Below are 19,222 nucleotides of genomic sequence, written 5' to 3'. Positions count from 1 at the left end.
ACGGTTTTCACAGGACCCACCGATGGATCCCCGACGGCCCGCCCAGGCGTTGCCCTGGGACAACACCAAGGAAGTAGTTGATGAGCATGAAGCAATGGCTGGGCAGACAGCTCAAGTCCGCCATCCGTTCCAAGCAGGGTGTGCGCACCCGAAGGTGGCTGGGAATCGGACCGGCAACAGTGGCCAACCAGGAAATCGACCACATCCCGGTTCCCGGCGAAGTCGTCATCTATTTCAGTGACGTCGTCTCCAAGGCCTACCAACTTCAGCAATGGCTCCCGACGCTGGAACAGCTCCATGAACGCCACGGAGTGGTCCTGGTGTTCCGCAAGGTCCCGACCCTTCGGCATTTTCGCAAGTTGACGGCACTGCCGAAGATTTTTGTGCGCAGGCTTGATGATCTCGTGAGCCTTTACGATTTCAACGACTTCAGGATTTGCCTCTACGTCAACAACGGTATGGCAAACTTCCAGTCCCTCAGTGCCGCACGGCTGGTCCATGTCCACATCAACCACGGGGAGAGCGATAAGCTCTCCATGGTCTCAAACCAGGCAAAGGCCTATGACAAGATTTTTGTCGCCGGACCGGCGGCCGTCGAACGCCATAAATCGGTGCTGGTGGACTTCGACCTGGGCCACCTGCTCAGCGTTGGGCGGCCCCAGCTGGATCAAGAGTTCGAAACCCCGCTCGCCCCCTACCCGGGGCAAACCATCATGTATGCCCCGACGTGGGAAGGGGAGAATGAGGCCAACAACTACACCTCCATGGATCTTTTTGGTGAGAACATCGTCCAGGCCCTGTTGGACCTTCCCGAGACCCGGGTAATCTACAAACCGCATCCTCGCATCGTGACCTCGATGAACCCTGCCATTTCCGCGGCGCACCTGCGGATCCGAGAGCTGATCGACGAGCGGAACACGACCGGAGCCCAGCATGTGCTGGCGGAGGAGGAGAACATCCTGGCCCTTTTCGAGGGTGTCGATGCGCTGGTGACAGATATTTCCAGCGTTGGCCTGGACTACCTCTACCTGCATCCCGACCGTCCCTTGGTTCTCACCGACCGCCGCAACGACCTGAAGGCTCTGAGCCGGGAGGCACCGATCAGCACGGCGTGCCCGGTGATCAACGAATCCTCACAGGAGTCGATCCTCGCCGGGTTCTCGACACTTTTGGACACGACGTCCGCCGAGGAGCGAATTGAGATGCGCGCCTTCTACTTTGGCGATCGCCCCAAGGGCGCCTCCACCATTTCGTTCCTCGAGTCCATCGATTCCTTGATCCGCAACCGGGAAGACCAGTTGCGTGCTTACGAGTTCCATTCCAATGCCGCGGAGTCTACCGAGGACGAATAATCCGAGATTCGGCGCCTCACGGTTTCTTCCCGCCTTACACCGCGAGCTTGCCACGTTCCCCGGTGCGGATCCTGATTACTTCCTCAACATTGGTGACCCATATCTTGCCGTCCCCCGCGGTGCCGGTGTTTGCGCTTAAAATCAACACTCCCAGGATCTCGTCGCAGTCCTCCTCGGGAACCAGGACTTCCACCCGGACCTTAGGCAGCGCGTCAACGGTATATTCCGCGCCACGGTAGACCTGGGTACGTCCGCGCTGGCGACCGTATCCGCTGGCCTGACTGATGGTCATCCCCTGCACTCCAAAGGATCCCAGGGCTTGGGTGATCTGATCTGTCTTCTCTGGTTGGATAATGGCTGTCACGAGCTTCATGCGTTGGCGCCTTTCTTGGCGGGTAGTGCTTCAGCACCGGTACGGGCACCCTTCAGGTGCCCCGAGGTAGCCGGGTGTGGCACGAACGGGCCTCCGGTGCCCAATCCGCCGAACTCGTAGCCGGTTTCCGCGTGCTGCATCAAGTCGATGCCCGCGATCTCGTGTTCCGTGGTCACCCGGAACCCGATGGTCTTGTGGATCGCCACACCAATGATGGTCGTCATCACCGCGGTGAATCCCATGACCATGACGCACGCGACCAGCTGTGCCCAGAGCTGGGTGAATCCACCACCGTAGAAGAGCCCAGCACCACACCGGTCCACGGGAAGCGCGATGAGGCCCAGGGCAATCGTTCCGATCAGGCCCGAGACCAGGTGCACGCCGAGCACATCCAGGGATTCACCGCAACCCCAGCGGTATTTCAGCCCAACGGCCCATGCCGAGACGATACCGGCGATCATTCCCAGCCCAATGGCGGCCGAAGGAGTGATGTTGGCGCAGGCAGATGTGATGGCCACCAATCCGGCGACGGTTCCGGAAGCTGAACTCAGGGACGTGCCGTGGCCATCACGAATTCGCTCGACCAGGGTCCAGCACAGCAGCCCAGCAGCGCGACAGCCGGGTCAACGAGGGTGTTGACCCAAATCAGCCCGGCTTCCTGAGCTGTGCGGGCGCCTCGCCTGTTGAAGCCGAACCATCCGTACCACACCAGGCTGTCCCCAGCATGACGAAGGGGATTTTGTGCGGGCGTTGGCTGGGGTACTTACCGTGCCCACGACGCTTTCCAAGAATCTGGGTAAGGACGTGCACGGCAACGCCTGCATTGATGTGCACCACGGTACTGCCAGCGAAGTCGACGGCCTCCCCCGCGGCCTTTTCCATGGCGCCCTCGGCCCCCCAGGATGCCGCCGCCCCACACCCAGAAGGCGATCGGCGCGTAGACCACGCTTACCCAGACGGGAACGAAGACCAGCCACGCGCTGAATTTGGCACGGTCCGCCACGGTACCGGAAATCATAGCCACGGTGTTGATCGCGAACGTAGCCCGCGGCTTGAAGGCCGTCGGATCCGATCAGATGCCGCAAATCGAAGCCACCGGCGGGGTTCCCGCGAAGGCCTCCAAGGCTTTAATCCCCGCCGGCCAGTGCATTGCCCCAGAGCACCCACACCACGGCAACTAGCGCCAGGGCGGAGAAACTCATCATCATGTACAGCACACTTTTGGCTCGGTCATGCCTCCGTAGAAGAAGGCCAAGGCAAGGGTCATCAACATCACGAGTGCGGCACTTACCAGCCTCCACACCGGGATCGTTGTTAGCTCCATTTCGAACGCCTCCGTTGAATCGATCGCGGGTACGTCCCGCTTGATTCAATGGTGGGCCGTGAATGTTTCGTTTCCCTTGGCCCTCCGCTTCATCCGCTTAACCAAAACGGTGATCAGGTAGACGCGGGGTGGCCAGCAGGTTTCGACGTCATTTCCGAAAATTCCGGGGCAAAGCGGAAGGCGGCCACGTTTCGTACGTGGCCGCCTTCCGCTTCATGATGTGGGCTCTAAGCCCGATACAGCGTCCTAGTCAAGCAAGGCGTCGACGAACGCAGCCGCGTCGAACGGGGCCAGGTCGTCGGGACCTTCGCCCAATCCGATGAGCTTGACCGGAACACCCAGCTGGCGCTGGATGGCCACGACGATGCCGCCCTTGGCGGTTCCGTCGAGCTTGGTCAGGACGATGCCGGTGACGTTGACCACCTCGGAGAAGACCTTGGCTTGGTTCAGGCCGTTCTGGCCGGTGGTCGCGTCGAGCACCAAGAGGACCTCATCGACCGTTGCCTTCTTTTCAATGACACGTTTGATCTTGCCCAGCTCATCCATCAACCCGACCTTGTTCTGCAGGCGGCCGGCGGTGTCGATCATGACAATGTCGACTTCCTGGTCGATGCCTGCCGATACCGCTTCGAAGGCCACGGAGGCCGGGTCCGCCCCGTCAATGTCGGACTTTACTGTGGGGACGCCAACCCGGTCGCCCCAGGTTGCCAGCTGCTCGGCAGCGGCAGCGCGGAACGTGTCGGCGGCGCCAAGGATGACATCCTTCTCCTCGGCCACGAACACGCGTGCCAGCTTGCCGATGGTGGTGGTCTTTCCGACACCGTTGACGCCAACGACCATGATCACGTTGGGTCGATCGGCATGGCGGACCGGGATGAAGTTTCGGTCCATGGACGGGTCGACCAGTTTGAGGAGTTCCTCTCGCAGCATGTCATGCACGTGCTGCGGATCGCGGCTGCCAGCAATCTTCACACGCTCACGCAAGGCGTCAACGAGCTCAAGAGTCGGCTCCGTTCCCAAATCCGCAAGGAGCAGGGTCTCTTCGATCTCGTCCCAGACGTCTTCATCGATCTTGTCCTGGCTCAGCAGCGCCAGCAGGCCCTTGCCCAGGACATTGTTCGATTTGGTCAGTCGCGAGCGCAGGCGCGCCAGTCTTCCCTGGACGGGATCGGGGACGTCGGTAGGTACAAGGACCTGGCCGGCAGTTTCGTCGACGACATCGATGTCCGGGGCGTCGGTCGGTGCCGATACCTTGGGGGGTTCGGTGGAGGGTGCATCTGTAGTGAGCGTGGGCGAAGGGTCGTTGGCATCACGCGGACCGGTGTACGTTCCCTTGGGCGCCTTGCGGCCCCGTACAAGGAAGAAGGCAGCACCAATACCGATGACGGCAACCACCGCAACGAGGACAATGATCAAGTTAAATTGTTCTGACACCGTCCAAGCTTCTCACAGTCTAAACTTGTCTTACTTATGCCTAAGAATGCCTCGACTTCCAATGACCCAGAAAACCCGGTTGCCCGGGATTCTCCTAAATTGCCGTCGGTCCCCCGAGAAATCCGCGTCCTTGTCGCGGCCGCCTTCGTTGTCGCGCTTGGATTCGGGCTCATTGCCCCGATCCTTCCCCAATTTGCCACAAGCTTTAACGTGGGGGTTGCCGCAGCCAGCGTGATCGTAAGCATCTTTGCTTTCGCCCGGCTGATCTTTGCCCCCGTGAGTGGAAAGCTGACCGACAAGTTGGGCGAGCCCACCGTTTACGTCACCGGTGTCCTGATTGTCGCAGCCTCAACCATCCTGTGCGGCTTCGCACAGTCATATGTGCAGCTGCTCATTTTCCGTGGGCTCGGTGGTCTTGGTTCGACCATGTTCACGGTCTCGGCGATGGCCTTGATTGCCCGGATGTCGCCGCGGGAAATCCGGGGCCGTATTGCCGGGCTCTATTCTGGTTCGTTCCTGCTGGGCAACGTCGCAGGCCCGGTGCTGGGCTCCTTTGCCGCAGGCATGGGCTTCCGTATTCCTTTCTTCATCTATGGCGGCGCCCTGGTCATAGCCGCATCCATCGTCTATTTCTCTCTTTCGCATTCACGCCGCGTGACGCAAAAGTCACCGGCAGAGACGGCGGTGGTTGTTGAACGCATTCCGCTGGCCGAAGCGTGGGGAGCGGCTTCCTTCAAAGCAGCATTGGTTTCCGGATTCACCAATGGCTGGATGGCCTTCGGCGTCAGAATTTCCCTGATCCCTCTGTTCGCCGTGGCCGCTTTCGCATCGAACGGGACGTTGTTGTCCGGTCTCGCCTTGGCGATCTTTGCCGTGGGAAACGGCGCTGCCTTGACGGTTTCGGGGAGGCTCACCGACGCCTTCGGACGCCGCCTCCCCATCATTGTGGGATTGTCTATCGCTTCGTTGGCCACAGCAACCATCGGCTGGGTGGACAACGTCCCCACGTTTATCGTTCTGTCTGTGATCGCCGGTATTGGTACCGGCCTGATGGGACCAGCCCAGCAAGCCGCTATCGCCGATGTGGTGGGTCAAGGACGAAATGGAGGCAAGGTCTTGGCGACATTCCAGATGGCAACCGACTTCGGTTCCATTATTGGACCGATCATCGCAGGGGTCGTTGCCGACCAAGTCGGCTTTGGATGGGCATTCACGGTCAGTGGTGCCTTGGGGTTCTTAGGAGTGGTTGCTTGGCTTCTGGTCAAAGAAAAGAAGGTAGAGCTAAGCATAGATGCGCCGGAGCACAGATAGCAGGGCCAGTCACGGTTCATGAAGATTCTCACGCAACCGTAAGAGCTACTTCTCGGCGGCTTCCAGCGTGGAGCTGCGAACGCTGAAGTACCCATTCTTGGTCATGTATGGTTCCAGGAGTTTGCCTGCACTGAAAGAACCTTCTTCGGAAGCCAGACGCCGGTTGGGACCTCGCAGATCGCCTATGAACGCGTGGACAAAGAAGTCGAAGGTCGTGTCCCCACGGAGTACGCCCGGAAGTTCCCCGGAAAATACGCCGTTCTCGACCCGGAGAATTGCTTCGGCATGAACGTTGCCGCGCTTACCTCGCTGCTCAGCAGAAATTTTGATCCTCTCAATGCCCTCGCCAGACGCCCGCCCCGTGAGAAACAAGTTTCCATCAACGGTTGTGGCCCCTGAAACAGATACCGTTTGTGTCAATTTTGCTTCTATTTCATTTGTCGCAAGGACAGCTCCTATATCTCCTCGGCGAATCGCTTCAGTCTTGGCGTGATGGATATCACTGAGGCGTAAAGAAAGTTCTCCCGGGATGATTGAATCGAGCAGTGCGGAGTGCGCCTCCAGCCATTGGGCTTGGATCTTATGGGAGTATCGCTTGAAACGAGGAGGTACATAGATCTTCAAACCCTTGCGTGTCCACAGGGAAAGGAGCATGGCATCTGCCAAGTCTTGGTTCTTGGCCATGGACTTGATGATGGCAGCGATCTTGCCGATGGAATCCGAGTATTCCTGGGGCACGAGCGGACGGTAGCTGATGTTGGAGCCATCCGCGCGCTGACGCAGGCTGTAGAAATCGGAATCCGCGATGACACCAATACCTTTTGCTTTTAAATAGCACGCCACCATGAACATGCCGTCTTCGAGCCTCACTGGCTCCTCGGCAAATCGAAGTTGATTTTGCTCGATGAGTGAGCGCGCCACCAATTTTTGTGGCGTCATCGACTTCAACGCCTGCAATGGAGTGACCGACGGATCGGTCTTGGAATAAAGGCTTGAGGTTTGTTTTCGGCCACCGATGCCCACCACCTTTGGCATGACGACGTCCAGCTTGTTTGCTTCAGCAAAATCAACCATTCTCCGCAATGCCTGCGGAGCCAGAAGGTCATCGGCATCGGCAAAGAACACATACGTACCCCGGCTGTGCCCCAGCGCCACGTTTCGTGGCTTGCCTGCCCAACCGCTATTGGCCTGGTGAAAGACTCGGATGTGGGGGAAGCGTGTGGCGTACTCATCCAATATCGCTCCGCTGGTATCCGTTGATCCATCATCAACGGCAACCACCTCGAACTCGTCGCTCGACATGTCCTGGGCGACAAGACTGTCAAGCATATGTGGAAGGTAGGTTTCGGTGTTGTACACAGGCACGATAACGCTGACCATGATCCCGGAGGAATTCATCGGTCGGCTGTCCCGCCTTACGGTAACGGCCTTTGAGCCCTTGGAAATCAGTTTTCGAAGTACCATCGGAGTCTTATCCCAAGTCATCATGCGCCTAACCAGAACAGGCTTCAGCAGTCGTAGCGGTGGAAGACCAACTCTAGGCGAGAACCCTCAAAACGAGCCGTTCCCTGGCATGTGCGCTAGAACACAGGGGGCAGGGACGCACCTTACCCGGACCGTTAGGCGCCTTGTGCTGGGGCCCGGTCGATGCGCTGGCTGATCACCGTGGAGACCCCGTCTCCACGCATGGTCACCCCGTACAGGGCATCCGCCACTTCCATGGTGCGCTTCTGGTGTGTGATCACAATGAGCTGGCTGGATTCGCGTAACTCCTCGAAAATCGTGATCAGGCGCCCCAGGTTGGTGTCGTCCAACGCGGCTTCGACTTCGTCCATGACGTAGAACGGGGACGGCCGGGCCTTGAAAATGGCCACCAGCAAGGCGACGGCCGTCAGGGAACGCTCTCCACCGGAGAGCAGCGAGAGACGCTTGATCTTTTTCCCGGCCGGACGTGCTTCGACCTCGATGCCAGTCGTCAACATGTTCTCCGGATCGGTCAACACCAGTCGACCGTCTCCCCCGGGAAACAAGCGCCCAAAAACCCTTTCGAATTGCGCTGCGGTATCGACGTAGGCCTCGGTAAAGACCCGTTCCACCCGCTCGTCAACGTCCTTGATGATCTCCAGCAAGTCCTTGCGGCTCTTTTTCAAGTCTTCCAGCTGGGAGGTGAGAAACTTGTGTCGATCTTCCAGTGCGGCGAACTCCTCCAACGCCAAGGGGTTGACCCGTCCCAAAGCCGAAAGGTCCTTCTCAGCCTTCTTCAACCGTTTTTCCTGTGCGATCCTATCGAATGGAATGCCCGTGGGGACGATGTTGCCATCCTCTTCGACTTCCCGGCGCAGTACCGCCCATTTGTCATCGTCCTCGCCAGACTGCGGCACCGGCAGGTGCGGGCCAAAGTTCCCGATGAGGTGGTCACTGGTCAGCCCCAGCTCTTCGATCGACCTGTTCTCGAGCGCTTCGATGCGTAGGCGTTGCTCCGCACGTGCCATCTCATCGCGGTGTACCGAGTTGGTCAATTCCGCAAGTTCGTGCCCCAACTTGTGCACGCGCCCTCGGACCACGCTAAGTTCCGCATCCAGCTTTTCGCGATTGGCCTGGAACTGCTCGCGTTCATGCTCGGCCATTTCGATGGATACGTCCATGTGGGAAATGACCCGCTCGACTTTGGCCGAGACTTCCCGTGCCGCCAAGGCTTGGTTCTGGCGGATCGCGGCTCGCCGGTGCGCCTCCGCCCTGACCCTGCGCTCGGTATCGGCTGCTCGTTTCAGGGACTCCATGCGAGCCCGCAGCGAGTTGGAGCGTTCCTCCGCACTACGAAGTGCCAAGCGGGCGTCCAGTTCCTTTTGCCGGGCAGCCGAGGCAGCGACGGCCAGCTCATCTCGCGTGTCGGTTGCCGGCTGATGATCTGTGGGAGCATCCTGCGCATTCTCAAGACTTTCCACAAGTTCAGCGAGCTTCTCTTGCTCGACCTCGAGATTCTCCTGCGCAGCTGCTATCTGCGACTCAAGCCGCTGACGCTCTTCGTGCCCCTGCCGCAGCAAGGACCCCAGATGTTCCATCCGTTGGGCGACCGCAGAAATCTTGGCATCCGAGTCGTGCAGCCGGCTCAGCGCCGAAGCCGCAGCTTCTTCGGCCGCCATGAGCTCAATGGTGAGTTCCGCGGCTTCCAGACGCATGGCCTGGAGATCGTTTTCCACCTCATCCAATTCGGCTTCGGTCCCGGTGATTGCCGCGTTCTGTTCGATCAGCGATGGGGCAGCTGTCGTTCCTCCGCTCGCAGTTGCCATTGTCAGGACGTCGCCGCCACGCGTCACCGCACGCAGCATGGGATCGTGTGCCAGCAGCTGTCGGGCTTCGGCAAGATCGGCAACCAGGACCGTGGAGGCCAGCAAGTGGGAAACGGTGCCGGCAAGGATGTCGGGCGTGCTGATGACCTGCAACGCGTGCTTGCCAAGGAGCGGTGCGACTTCCTGGTGTTTCTTGACTTCGAGGTTTCCGCTGACCAAGTGAACCCGGCCAGCGTCGGCTTCCCGGAGCCCGCCAAGGATCGTCAAGGCGTGTTCAAGCTCCTCCACCGCAATGGCCTCGGCTGCCGGGCCCAATGCGGCTGCTACGGCGATCTCATACCCGGCCTCCACCTCGAGGTATTGCGAAAGGCGTCCCAGCAGTCCTTCATGCCCACCGGCAAGAACGTCCTCGGAGGCGTCCTTGCGGACCCCGCCCATGCGCAACGCCTCCACCCGGCCACGCAAGGAACCCAACCGGGTACCTAGGTCTTGCTCCCTGATTCGTTGGGCATCCTTCCTGGATACCAGGGCTTCGTGGCGGTCGGCGGCGTTCTCGTAAGCGGTGTCCAGGTCTTCTTCTCCGTCCTGGACGGAAGCTGCTTGTCGTTCGAGCACCGCAAATTCGTTTGCAGTGGCTTTCCGTCGTGCCGCCCATCCGTTCAGCGACTCGCGCAGTCTGCCTAGCTCCCCCTCCGCGGAGTCCACTTTGCTGCGCGATGCCCCGACCTGGCCACCGAGTCGGGCAAGACCTTCGCGGGTATCTGCGGCCACCCGCAACTCGTTGGTAACGCGCTGTTGTTCCTGGCGCGCTGCTTCCTCGGCGTCGTTCTTGGCTTCGAGTGCTTCTTCCAGGAGCTCCCGGCGCATTTCAAAGTTTTCTTCCATTTCCTCAAGTTCGGTGCCGAGGCGTTCTGCTTGCACCTCCAACCTGTCGGGGTCGCGGCTTCGATCGAATTCAAGGCTGTTGGCTCCCAGTAGGCGCGAGCGCTCAGCTGACAAGGCTCCCAGGGAGCGGAAACGCTCCCGCGTCGATGTCAGTCCGAACCAGAGGTCCCGCGCCTTGTTCAACGCCGGTGTTGCGTGCGCGGCGGCCGCTTCGAGGTTCGTCAATTCCGCCCGGGAGATATCAAGGTAGCCCTGGATAGCTTCCCGGGAGGCTCGTTGGTTCGCCTCGTCGGCGATGTCCTTGTGCAGTGCGGTGCGCAGGATGACGAGATCATCGGCCATGAGTCGTGATTTGGCATCCCGGACGTCGAATTGGACGCTCTGGGCCCGGCGCGCGATCTTGGCTTGTTTCCCCAAGGGGGTGAGCTGGCGGCGTATCTCGCCGGTCAGGTCCTCAAGTCTGTTCAGGTTCCCCTGCATGGCATCGAGCTTGCGGACGGTTTTTTCCCTGCGCCGGCGATGCTTGAGCACTCCGGCTGCCTCTTCAATGAAACCCCTGCGGTCTTCGGGGGTTGCGTGCAGGATCCTGTCCAGCTGTCCTTGGCCAACGATGACATGCATTTCCCGGCCCAGCCCGGAATCCGAGAGCAGCTCCTGGATATCCAGGAGCCGGCAGGAATTGCCGTTGATGGCGTATTCCGAGCCACCTGCCCTGAAGAGTGTCCGGGAAATGGTGACTTCCGCGTACTCGATCGGAAGTGCCCCGTCGGCGTTGTCTATCGTCAGGGAGACGTGCGCACGCCCAAGGGGCGCGCGGGCGGAGGTGCCGGCAAAGATGACGTCTTCCATCTTGCCGCCACGTAGCGTCTTGGCGCCTTGCTCCCCCATGACCCAGGCCAAGGCATCCACGACGTTGGATTTGCCTGACCCGTTGGGTCCGACGACCGCGGTGACACCCGGTTCGAATTCAAAGGTCGTTGCCGAGGCAAACGACTTGAATCCGCGAACGGTGAGTGTTTTCAAATGCACGTGGGCGCGTCCTGGGTATTTGGTGGCTAAAGTGGTCGGAGGGTTGCCTTCCATCCTATCGAGTGACTTCGATTCCATGGCGCAGGTAAAGCCCTCCCATACATATTTCCATCAGCACTGCTAGGAGTAGAGCCCTTGAAGAGCCTTTCGACCATTGATTCGTGGCCGTCACCGCATGCGGCTTCGGCCGTTGTTGCCGCAGACGGTGCAGTCCTGGGTTTGCACGGCGACGCCGATCGCCGTTTTCCTCTGGCCTCGGTGACCAAGTTGCTCAGTTCCTATGCGTTCCTTGTGGCAGTCGAAGAGGGGGCGTTTGAGCTGGAAACACCTGCCGGTCCCGAGAGATCCACTGTCAGGCACCTCCTGGCGCACACCTCGGGCTACGACTTTGCCGAACGCACCGTACGCTTCGCCCCGGGTGAGCGTCGGCAATATTCGAACGTTGGTTTCGAAGTGCTTGCGGAGACCTTGGAAAAAGCCACGGGAATCGGTTTCGCCGACTACTTGGGCGAGGCCGTATTGCAGCCTTTGGGCATGGCTTCGACGAGCTTGGACGGCAGCTCCGCTGCCGACGGGACCTCAACCCTGAACGACCTTGTCCTGTTCGCTGCTGAGCTGCAAAGCCCCACGCTGCTGGACGTCCAAACGCATTCCCAGGCCACTCACGTGGTTTTCCCGGACCTTGCCGGGATATTGCCCGGCTACGGGCGCCAGAAAAACAACACATGGGGCCTGGGCTTCGAAATTCGTTCCACGAAATCTCCACACTGGACCGGTCTAATGAATTCACCGGAGACCTATGGGCACTTCGGCCAGTCCGGGACGTTCCTGTGGGTGGATCCTGCGTTGGAGGCTGCCTGCGTGACGTTGACCGACAAGGACTTCGGCCCGTGGGCCGTTGAAGCATGGACTCCGTTCAACGACGCGGTGGTATCCGAACTCAGAGGCTCCTAGCGACTCGGCGTGCGGCAATTTAGCCTGACGGCCCGTCCCTGAGCTTCTCCGAAACTGCCCACGGGTCATCCGTAAAAACACCAGCCGCGCCGCCGTCGATCAGGTTACTCACTTCAGCAACCGAGTTAACCGTCCAAGGCCAGACCTTGAGCCCAGCCTGTTGCATGGACCGCAGGTATTCGGGACGAACCGAACTTGCGGCCCCCGCAAAATCAATGCCGTTGGTTTTCAGAAGATGAGGATCAGGTTCCTTGTCCCCAAAAAGATAAAGAACATTTAGCCCCATGTCAGCTAATCTTTTACAGATATCAATATCAAAAGACTGAATAACGACGGTATTCTGCAAACCTCTGCCTATTATGGTCCAAGCGAATTCATTGAGGTTGGTCCCCGACTCCTTGATTTCTGGAACCAGGATGGCTTTTCCACCGAATTCGTTGAGGACCTCATTCCAAGTAGTTGAGGCACCTGGACTTCCTCCGTCTATTCCCTTAATCCTCGCGGCGCGCCATTCATCCGGTGCAACCGTTCCTATCGCACCCGAAATGCCAATCATATTACGATCTACATCAGGATCATGCTGCGGAACCAGCGTCCCGTCTTGTAAGCGCCTAAGATCGAGCTCCATAGGGAAATCAGCTGCCGATACGGCACGATAAGCTTCGATAGACGACTCCGGGAATCTAAGTGCTCCTCCGCGGTGAGCTACGATTGTCGGCTTTTCCAGCGCGTGGACATTCAACACTTCGTGTTTTTCCGTGCTGCAACCACTAAGCAATACGGTTCCCGCCAGAAATAGCATCGTCAGTGATCCCAGACTCGGGTAGTGACGAAGCACGACGTTCCTCTGGTTCATTTTCTCTCCCAAATTCGTCCGTTTGGTTGTCTCTGTCGAATCCATACTTGCGGACATCCACTAGCTAATGGGGTTTGCGCTGGCATCGGGGGCAACTGTAGGAAGAACGTCCCATGAACGGATCCCGGCGGATCACCGAAATCAGTCCTTCTTCGGCACATCGTCGGCATTGTTTGCCTACGCGGCCGTAAGCATTCAGGGACCTGTCGAAGTATCCGGAAGCGCCGTTGACATTGACGTAGAGCGCGTCGAAGCTGGTGCCCCCGGCTGCCAACGCCCGAGACATGACTTCGACAAGGGCACCGTGGAGACGAGCAACATCGGGACGGCGGATCGTGGCAGTGGAACGCAGTCCGTGGAGCTTGGCGGCCCACAAGGCCTCGTCGGCGTAGATGTTCCCGACGCCGGAGATGACTTGCTGGTCGAGGATCGCACGTTTCAGCTGCGTGTTTCGTTTTCTCAGCGACGTGTAGAGCACCTCCGGCGTAGAGGCAACGTCCAGTACATCGCGGGCGATGTGCACTGCGGCCTGTGGAATCACCGGAATATTTGATCCAACGCCTCCGGGAAAGCGGTCATCCGTTGGTACCAAGGGAGACAGGAACATGCCGCCGAAGATTCGTTGGTCAATGAATCGCAGTTCGCCGGGTTTTTCCAACTCTGCAGAAAGTTCCAGGCGCACCTTGAGGTGTTTCTCATCCGGCGCAGCAGGTTCCTCAACCAGAAGCTGTCCGCTCATTCCCAGATGCGCCACCAGCGCAGCAGGGGTTGATAGCCCTTCCAGTGGCATCCAAAGGAATTTTCCACGTCGCACGGCGGCACCGATCAGCGTGTGGCCCAGGCTAGCCGCGAAGTCGGCCGGGCCTTCAAGATGGCGGCGGACCGATCGGACGTCAACGACGCTCACGGACTCGACGGTGCGGCCTACGACCCAGTCATCCAGTCCGCGACGCACCACCTCTACCTCAGGCAGTTCGGGCATGGTTAGCTGGTGACGGTTGAGTCGTTTTGGGGGCGGATCATTTTCCAGCTAAGTGCCGCTGATTGCTGTTCGGCTTCCTTCTTCGACGGTCCGGTTCCCTGCCCGTAAGCTATGCCACCGATATGCAGCACCGCTTCGTAGGCGCGCGCGTGGTCGGGTCCTGAACCGGTGACCCGGTACTCGATGCTTCCGAGTTTCCTGGCCGCGGCAATCTCTTGGATGGCGGTCTTCCAGTCGGTGCCGGCTCCGAGGACTTCAACGTCGCGCAGAAGCGGCAGGATCAAGCGCAGTACCAATTGCCGCGCGATCTCGATTCCGTGGTTTCGGAATGTTGCACCAATGAGTGATTCCATGGTGTCGGCAAGGATGGAGGACTTGTCCTTGCCGTTGGTGAGGATCTCGCCTTGGCCCAGCAAGATGAATTCGCCAAGTCCCATCGAACGGGCGATTCCAGCCAGGGCACGCGTACTGACCACCGCCGACCGCCGCTTGGCCAGGTCGCCTTCGGGCAGGTCGGGGTAGTGCGTGTAGAGGTGGTCGGTCACGGCAAAGCCGAGAACCGAATCCCCCAAAAATTCGAGGCGTTCATTGGTGGGGATCCCACCATGCTCGTAAGCGTAAGAACGGTGTGTAAGGGCAAGACGAAGCGTCTCGGGGTCAAGAACGACCCCGAGACGCTTCAAAAGCTCTTCTGTTGAAGGCATCAGACAGCCTTACGCGTCTGCGACCTTGCGACCCTTGTATTCAAGGAACAGTTCGGTGCCTGCGGAATCCGTTACGACCTTGGCCTGGTGCGGCAGGCTGTAGGTAACGCGACCATTTTCCATGGTCTTCACCAGGGTAGGTGCGGTTGCCTTCCACTGGGCGCGACGGGCGCGAGTGTTTGAGCGGGACATCTTCCTCTTCGGGACAGCCACGGCTACTTCTCTTCTCTCTCGACTGAATGTGTACTCTGTGTCGCATCCTCTGCGACGATGTCAGACAGCCCGGCAAGCGCTGCCCAACGAGGATCCAAAACCTCGTGGTGATGCACAGGATCCTCATTCAGGCTTTTCCCGCATTCGGAGCAAAGTCCTGCACAGTCTTCCCGGCATACCGGTTGGAACGGCAGCGCGGTCACCACTGCATTCCGGAGCACCGGTTCGAGATCGATACGATCATCTACAACCTGGTACTGGTCGGCTTCTTCTTCTTCCGTGAGCTCGTGTAAGCCCTCGTAGTAGAAGAGTTCTTGGATATCGGCATCGAAATCATACACGATGGCTTCCAAGCACCGGCCGCATTCACCGTTAATCTCAACGGTTGCGATTCCGGAAACCAGAATACCCTCGTGCACTGCTTCGAATCGCAGATCCAGATCGATTTCCGATCCTTCACGGACTCCGGTGAGTGCAACACCCATTTCAGCGGGTGCGGCGACCACTTCATCAAGGGTCGTCATGTTTCCCGGGCTGCGCCCGAGATCCTTGGTTAGGAAAACCAAGGGCGAACTGCGATCGATACCGTGTGACCCCGTACGATCTGAACGCTTTTCGCTAATGATGACTCCTGTAGAACATAGACCGACATTACATCTTAGCCCGATCAAAGTTGAGATCCCAAACGGGAACCAACTCACGCGAGTCGGTAGGGTTGTCACTATGTCACTGTCTCAACGGCTAGCACCCATTTCCGCCCGGCTTGCTCACGTACTCAATGCCAAAAGAGCAAGCAGAGTGATCGGCCAGAGGCAGAGTATCGGTTCGCCAGTTCTAGCGATTTTTTATGGCGGGCCGGCCGGAGACTTATACCAATTGAAACAATGGTTGCCCGTTTTCGAACAGTTCCAGGACGAGCTCCCCACGGTACTGCTGGTGAAGAATTCGGTGGCGGCCCTGCAGCTCGCGAAAAATTCTGCCTTACCGATTCAGATGGCTGGTAACGCGGACTCCATTGAGCCATTGGCCTATGAATGGGGTCTCAGTGCCATATTCTACGTCAACAACAACCTCGCGAATTTCTCAGTGCTACGGCTAGCTGACGTGCGGCATATCCATCTAAGTCATGGGGAGAGCGAGAAATCCTCAATGGTTTCGAACCAGCTCAAAGCCTACGATTACTGCTTTGTTGCTGGCCGGGCTTCGGCCGAACGCATCACATCCTCACTGTCACTTTTTGACGATTCCCACTTAAAGCAAGTTGGTCGACCGCAACTCGACCAGCTAGCCGCGGCGACACCCATCTCAAGCTCCACCGATCGGGCAACGGTACTCTACGCACCTACTTGGGAGGGTGACCGACCGGCGATGGCATACAGCTCAGTAGCAAGCGCTGGCGAAAAGTGGATATCTGAACTGCTGGAAGACCCAACACTGCGCATAATCTATCGACCTCACCCCAAAACCGGCACGCGAAATTCTTCAGCGAAGCAGGCCGACATTAGAATCCGGAGTCTTATCGCAAATGCGACGAAGGGGGCTCCAGGAGCGGGCCACATAGTCGATACCAATAGTGACTGCTACCCTGCAATGGTTTCCGCTGACGTGGCAGTTTTTGACGTCTCAGCCATGGCCATGGATTATAGCACGCTAAAGCGACCGTTCTTCGTCACCGTTCCCGCGGCATTGGCCGGGGACTTACGCGACAGTCCGTTGTGGGACGCGGCAGAGCCTCTATCGACGTCAGCCGGATCCGGACTCGGTGAAGTCATCAATCGGGCGCTTGTCAAGGAAATGCCATCGGGTTCAGAAATGTTCGTACTGCATCATTTTGGTGCCGACGTACCCGGTACTCGGGTTCAAAGTTTTCAGAAGGCGATCCAGTCCGTCATCTAGGTTTAGACACCTTCCTTCGAGTCTCCTGGCAACATCCCGAACGGGCAGCGGCGTCAGTATTTTATGCGCCACTACACATAGACTTGTGTGTAGCCATCGGGCCACGGGGCCGAAAGGAAACTAATGAACCCCTTCAACGCAGCGAAAACGATAAAGAACATCGTTGTAAAACGCGTCAAGAAACGCAACTCAATGAGAGCGATTCAGTCGTCCCCTTTGGCCTTTAACTACCTCCCTCAGGGAAAAGCACGCTATCGTTTTGCCCTTTATTTTGCCGATACGGCAGTAAACGCGTACCAAATTCGCCAATGGTATGAGCCGATGAGAGAGTTAGCGAAATACGCTCCGGTAGTGGTAATTGTTCGAGACCCCGCGACAGCATTGCGACTCCGGGAAGAGTGCCCTCTGCCGCTTTACTTTGGCCGAACTATCGCTGACATTGAGGAAATGCTCGGAACACAGGAAATCGAAACCGTGTTCTATGTCAATCAGAACATCAGGAATTTCCAGATGATGCGCTTCAACAAGCCAGCCCACGTCTTCATCAGCCACGGAGAAAGCGAGAAAGCTTACATGTGGTCGAACCAGCTCAAGGCGTACGACTATGTGTTTTCCGCGGGTCAGGCTGCACGCGACAGGCTGGCCAAGAACTTGCTGCGATATGACGCTGTTGATCGCACACGACTCATCGGACGCCCACAGATTGATGTTCGGTACCCGGTTCCCGTGTCGCTAAACGCAGCATACAAAACCGTTCTCTACGCACCCACTTGGGAAGGCGACCGTCCCTCGATGAGCTACGGCTCAGTTTCAACTCACGGGGTCGAAATGATGCGCGATATCGTCGCCAGCAATACCTACAACGTAATCTTCCGACCGCATCCCCGCAGTGGGGTTAACGATGCTCAGTACAAAGAGGACGTAAACGCAATTCGAGCCATGTTCGAGGAATCAACATCCCCTTCATCACCGTCACTAATCTTCGACGAGTCCAATTCGTGGGGCTGGCAATGGTCTTTATCCGATATTTGCGTTACGGACGTCTCCGCAGTGGCCTACGACTGGATGGCAACCGGCAAGCCCATGATGATCACTGCGCCTTCCAACCCCCTGGCGTCCGTTGATGATTCGCCGGCCCTGCTACGTGTCCCTTCCCTCCAAGCAGCCAATGCAGGCGGAGTATCAACGATCCTCACCGGGATCCTCCAGACTCCAAACCATGACTTCAATGATCTGGTCGAATACTATTTCGGAGATACCACTCCTGAATCCAGTATGAAGCGGTTCATCTACGAGTCACTTGAACTCCTGGGGCCAGATAGGACCTGACAGAACCCCATGTCGCTGAGGCAAATGTCAGGCGGTCTGGCTTGAGCGAATATTCAGCATCACGAGCTCCATTGGACAGTCCTATCTCCGGTGTCCAAGGTATCGTTCGCAGTCTTACTGCGCTTATCGTGTGTGCTAACTGGCACCTGAAAGTTTTTCCATTCCGGCCAGCTGGGAGTATTCTTCGTCGTATATTCCGGATCTTGAATGCCGCGCCTCGAAGACGCAGGTCCAGGGCTCCGGACATCTCGATTTAATTGATCTGCCCAGGAAACGCGAATGTGACTGTTTATACGGAAGAGATCCTTGGTATTCCGCGGTTATGTGGCAGATACGGCTTCATGGTATGTGATCTCTCAGGTCATCGCTTACAGCATCACTCAAGACATCGTTTACATGATCTCTCATAACATCGCTGACAGGTATCAAAGGTGTGGCAGACCCGGAGCTGACCTGTGATTATTTGATAATGGTGTGTGTCAAATACATTATCGGCGTCGGTACGCCGTCAAATCATAGAGTTCGATCCGGGTCTGCCAGACTCCCTCAGTATCTCGCAATTTTGCGATCAACTGGGCATCAGCCGACCGTCCTACNATTGGTGTTGCGGATCCGCCAGCGCATGGCCAAGGCAGGCTGGGACCACGGTCCGCAATCAATCTGGTTCGAAGGTGTGGACTCCGGAGAATTTGGGGAACAGGTCCCGTCGGTGGCAACCATCGGACGAATCCTCGCCGAATCGGGCGTCACCAAAACCAACCCCCGCAAGCGGCCGCGCAGTGCGTGGATGAGGTTCTCTCGATCGTATCCGATGGAGATGTGGCAGCTCGATGGACTGGAATATCGGCCCTTCGATCAAGACGGAACCAAGGCAACGATTTACCAGCTGCTGGATGACGGAACCCGGTTTGATGTTGGATCTCTTTGCTTTGAACGTCCCGAAAACAGCGAAGACGCGATCACCGTATTGCATGCAGCCTTCGACGAATACGGGGTTCCGCAGGAGCTTCTAAGCGACAACGGGCTCTCTTTCAACCAGGCCCGCCGCGGGAACATCGGGGCCACCGAGATTTTCCTGGCCGAGCGTGGGTGCCGGGGCATTACCGGGCGCACCTGGCACCCGCAAACCCAAGGCAAAAACGAACGAAGTCATCAGACCTTGACCCGGTTCCTCGACGCCCACGCCCCGAAAAATCTTGAGGAACTCGCCAAGCTCCTCATCCGCTTCAGGGAGCACTACAACCACCGGCGGCGCCATCAGTCCCTGAAGGTCGGAAGCACTCACCTCAC

The 19,222-nt window shown here is 58.2% G+C and carries 14 protein-coding genes and 2 pseudogenes; 6 read left to right on the top strand and 10 right to left on the bottom strand.

The genetic code is table 11. From position 1 onward, the window contains the following. The first annotated feature begins 80 nt into the window (after positions 1 to 80). Complete coding sequence (locus tag ABEA12_RS04735; protein WP_210100626.1) at positions 81 to 1,352, top strand: CDP-glycerol glycerophosphotransferase family protein; 1,272 nt, start codon at positions 81 to 83, stop codon at positions 1,350 to 1,352. A 34-nt stretch (positions 1,353 to 1,386) separates the two neighbouring features. Here the strand turns inward: ABEA12_RS04735 and ABEA12_RS04730 are convergent, their stop codons facing one another. The 3 genes and pseudogenes from ABEA12_RS04730 to ftsY form a co-directional block, all read right to left on the bottom strand. Then, positions 1,387 to 1,725 carry a P-II family nitrogen regulator gene (locus ABEA12_RS04730; protein WP_210100625.1) on the bottom strand — a complete coding sequence of 113 codons (339 nt, stop codon included), beginning with the start codon at positions 1,723 to 1,725 and terminating at the stop codon, positions 1,387 to 1,389. Continuing rightward, a pseudogene (locus tag ABEA12_RS04725) lies at positions 1,722 to 3,049 on the bottom strand (ammonium transporter). The gene ABEA12_RS04730 and the pseudogene ABEA12_RS04725 overlap by 4 nt, the downstream one beginning before the upstream one ends. A gap of 246 nt (positions 3,050 to 3,295) precedes the next feature. After that, on the bottom strand, positions 3,296 to 4,483 hold the full coding sequence (ftsY, locus tag ABEA12_RS04720; RefSeq protein ID WP_210100624.1) for a signal recognition particle-docking protein FtsY: 1,188 nt from the start codon (positions 4,481 to 4,483) through the stop codon (positions 3,296 to 3,298). 36 nt (positions 4,484 to 4,519) lie between these two features. On the opposite strand from ftsY, the gene ABEA12_RS04715 reads away from it, so the two are divergent. After that, a complete protein-coding gene (locus tag ABEA12_RS04715; protein WP_210100623.1) occupies positions 4,520 to 5,794 on the top strand; it encodes an MFS transporter in 1,275 nt (424 codons plus the stop codon). A 45-nt stretch (positions 5,795 to 5,839) separates the two neighbouring features. On the opposite strand, the gene ABEA12_RS04710 is transcribed toward ABEA12_RS04715, so the two are convergent. Together ABEA12_RS04710 and smc are read right to left on the bottom strand one after the other, a co-directional pair. Then, the gene (locus ABEA12_RS04710; protein WP_210100622.1) at positions 5,840 to 7,174 is read right to left on the bottom strand and encodes a glycosyltransferase family 2 protein; all 1,335 of its coding nucleotides are present in this window, start codon (positions 7,172 to 7,174) and stop codon (positions 5,840 to 5,842) included. A 239-nt stretch (positions 7,175 to 7,413) separates the two neighbouring features. Beyond that, the gene (smc, locus tag ABEA12_RS04705; RefSeq protein WP_210100621.1) at positions 7,414 to 10,998 is read right to left on the bottom strand and encodes a chromosome segregation protein SMC; all 3,585 of its coding nucleotides are present in this window, start codon (positions 10,996 to 10,998) and stop codon (positions 7,414 to 7,416) included. Positions 10,999 to 11,133: 135 nt separating this feature from the next. On the opposite strand from smc, the gene ABEA12_RS04700 reads away from it, so the two are divergent. Then, positions 11,134 to 11,952, top strand: coding sequence for a serine hydrolase domain-containing protein (locus ABEA12_RS04700; RefSeq protein WP_210100620.1), 819 nt, complete (start codon positions 11,134 to 11,136; stop codon positions 11,950 to 11,952). A gap of 19 nt (positions 11,953 to 11,971) precedes the next feature. Here the strand turns inward: ABEA12_RS04700 and ABEA12_RS04695 are convergent, their stop codons facing one another. Genes ABEA12_RS04695 through ABEA12_RS04675 form a run of 5 tightly spaced genes read right to left on the bottom strand, consistent with a single transcriptional unit; the run spans position 11,972 to position 15,273 of the window. Next, entirely contained in the window at positions 11,972 to 12,853 is an 882-nt protein-coding gene (locus tag ABEA12_RS04695; protein WP_210100619.1) for a glycerophosphodiester phosphodiesterase, read from the bottom strand. Between the two features lie 19 nt (positions 12,854 to 12,872). Then, entirely contained in the window at positions 12,873 to 13,790 is a 918-nt protein-coding gene (gene mutM, locus ABEA12_RS04690; protein WP_210100618.1) for a bifunctional DNA-formamidopyrimidine glycosylase/DNA-(apurinic or apyrimidinic site) lyase, read from the bottom strand. A gap of 2 nt (positions 13,791 to 13,792) precedes the next feature. Then, complete coding sequence (rnc, locus tag ABEA12_RS04685) at positions 13,793 to 14,494, bottom strand: ribonuclease III (protein ID WP_210100617.1); 702 nt, start codon at positions 14,492 to 14,494, stop codon at positions 13,793 to 13,795. Positions 14,495 to 14,503: 9 nt separating this feature from the next. Further along, positions 14,504 to 14,707: a 50S ribosomal protein L32 gene (gene rpmF / locus ABEA12_RS04680; protein ID WP_007273166.1), complete on the bottom strand. Its 204-nt coding sequence runs from the start codon at positions 14,705 to 14,707 to the stop codon at positions 14,504 to 14,506. Positions 14,708 to 14,709: 2 nt separating this feature from the next. After that, positions 14,710 to 15,273, bottom strand: a complete 564-nt coding sequence (locus ABEA12_RS04675; protein ID WP_210100616.1) for a YceD family protein — start codon at positions 15,271 to 15,273, stop codon at positions 14,710 to 14,712. A gap of 157 nt (positions 15,274 to 15,430) precedes the next feature. Between ABEA12_RS04675 and ABEA12_RS04670 the strand changes: the two genes are divergently transcribed. The 3 genes and pseudogenes from ABEA12_RS04670 to ABEA12_RS04660 form a co-directional block, all read left to right on the top strand. Then, a complete protein-coding gene (locus ABEA12_RS04670) occupies positions 15,431 to 16,603 on the top strand; it encodes a CDP-glycerol glycerophosphotransferase family protein (RefSeq protein ID WP_210100615.1) in 1,173 nt (390 codons plus the stop codon). A 123-nt stretch (positions 16,604 to 16,726) separates the two neighbouring features. Further along, positions 16,727 to 17,932 (top strand): CDP-glycerol glycerophosphotransferase family protein, encoded by a 1,206-nt coding sequence (locus ABEA12_RS04665; protein WP_210100614.1) that lies wholly within the window; start codon positions 16,727 to 16,729, stop codon positions 17,930 to 17,932. A 476-nt stretch (positions 17,933 to 18,408) separates the two neighbouring features. Beyond that, positions 18,409 to 19,222: pseudogene (locus ABEA12_RS04660) on the top strand (integrase core domain-containing protein); the annotation flags it as partial.

The organism is Paeniglutamicibacter antarcticus (genome assembly GCF_039544305.1).
GTDB classification, from domain to species: Bacteria; Actinomycetota; Actinomycetes; order Actinomycetales; family Micrococcaceae; genus Paeniglutamicibacter; species Paeniglutamicibacter antarcticus_C.
This window is presented reverse-complemented; position numbering and strand designations above follow the sequence as displayed.